The 1825-nt window shown below is 70.6% G+C and carries 2 protein-coding genes; both read left to right on the top strand.

The features are described 5' to 3' along the window. Positions 1-16 precede the first annotated feature (16 nt). Positions 17-220, top strand: coding sequence for a cold-shock protein (locus ACWGIU_RS37050; RefSeq protein WP_030010141.1), 204 nt, complete (start codon positions 17-19; stop codon positions 218-220). Between the two features lie 101 nt (positions 221-321). Then, positions 322-1825 (top strand): DEAD/DEAH box helicase (locus tag ACWGIU_RS37045; RefSeq protein ID WP_453712457.1); only part of this gene is annotated, 1504 nt, incomplete at its 3' end.

The raw sequence follows: 1825 nt of genomic DNA, 5'->3' as shown, positions 1-1825 counted from the left end.
ATTCAGGAGATTTAAAATGGCACTTGGCACCGTGAAGTGGTTCAACTCGGAAAAGGGCTTCGGCTTCATCGAGCAGGACGGTGGCGGCCCGGACGTCTTCGCCCACTACTCGAACATCGCCACCCAGGGCTTCCGTGAGCTCCAGGAGGGCCAGCGCGTGTCCTTCGACGTCACCCAGGGCCAGAAGGGCCCCCAGGCGGAGAACATCATCCCCGCCTAAGTTCTTCAGCATGCCGGGGTCCGCACCGCCAGGTGCGGGCCCCGGCTTGTCTGCTGTTTCGACCTTTGTTTTACCTGCCGGTTTCAGGAGGGCTTTCTCGCATGACCAGCTCCAGCTCCGCACGACCCAGCCGCCGCCCCACCCGGGGCCGAGGCGCGGCCCAGGGGCGTCCGAAGTCTGGCGCGGGACGGCAGAAGTCCGCGCCCGTTGCCCGGCCCCAGGAATTCACCATGCCCGAGCCGATCGCCCCGGCGCTGCCGCCGGTCGAGTCGTTCGGCGACATGGACATGCCCGAGGCGCTGCTGAAGACCCTCGCCGCCCAGGGCGTCACCGAGCCGTTCCCGATCCAGGCCGCGACGCTGCCGAACTCCCTCGCCGGCCGTGACCTGCTCGGCCGCGGCCGTACCGGCTCCGGCAAGACGCTGGCCTTCGGCCTGGCCCTGCTGGCCCGTACCGCCGGCCGCCGTGCGCAGCCGAAGGCACCGCTCGCGCTGGTCCTCGTACCGACCCGTGAGCTCGCGCAGCAGGTCACCGACGCCCTGGCCCCGTACGCCACGGCCGTCAACCTGCGCATCGCGACCGTCGTCGGCGGCATGTCGATCAACCGGCAGTCGGGCGCCCTGCGCCGCGGCGCCGAGGTGCTCGTCGCCACCCCTGGCCGACTGAAGGACCTCATCGACCGTGGTGACGCCGACCTCTCGCAGGTCTCGATCACCGTCCTCGACGAGGCCGATCAGATGACCGACATGGGCTTCATGCCTCAGGTCACGGCGCTGCTCAAGCAGGTCGAGGCCGGCGGCCAGCGGATGCTGTTCTCGGCGACGCTGGACAAGAACATCGACAAGCTCGTCAAGATGTTCCTGACCGACCCGGTCGGCCACTCCGTCGACCCGTCGGCCGGCGCGGTCACCACCATGGAGCACCACGTCCTGTACGTCATGGACGAGACCGACAAGAAGGCCGTGGCGACGCGTATAGCCGCTCGCGACGGCCGGGTGATCATGTTCGTCGACACCAAGCGCGGGGTCGACCGCATGGTCAAGAAGCTCCTCGCCGACGGCGTACGCGCCTCCGGCCTGCACGGCGGCCGCTCCCAGCCGCAGCGCAACCGCACCCTCGACTGGTTCAAGACGGGCGAGGTCACCGCGCTGGTCGCCACCAACGTCGCGGCGCGCGGCATCCACATCGACGACCTCGACCTCGTCGTCAACGTGGACCCGCCCAGCGACCACAAGGACTACCTGCACCGCGGCGGCCGTACCGCCCGTGCCGGTGAGTCCGGCAGCGTGGTCACCCTGGTGCTCCCCGACCAGAAGCGGGACATGACCCGTCTGATGTCGGACGCCGGGATCTCCCCGCGCACCGCGCAGATCAAGTCCTCCGACGAGGAACTGGCCCGGCTGACCGGCGCCAAGGAGCCCTCGGGCATCCCGGTGGTGCTGGAGGTCCCGCAGCCGACCGCGCCGAAGCAGCGCTCCGGCTCCGGTACGGGCTCCGGCGCGCGCCGCCGCTCGGGCGGTGGGCCGCGCACCGGTGCCGCCACGGGTGGTGCTCCGGCGGCCGGCGGTCGCGGCCGTCGCTCCGGTGGCGGTACCTCCTCCGGGC

The organism is Streptomyces sp. NPDC054840 (assembly GCF_053611065.1).
Note: the sequence above shows the minus strand (reverse complement) of the source record. Positions and strands in the feature narration are given on the sequence as shown.

What these genes read in the sequence shown, in the direction of transcription:
- ACWGIU_RS37050 (WP_030010141.1), top strand. Translation starts at nt 17, where the DNA reads ATGGCACTTGGCACCGTGAAGTGGTTCAACTCGGAAAAGGGCTTCGGC.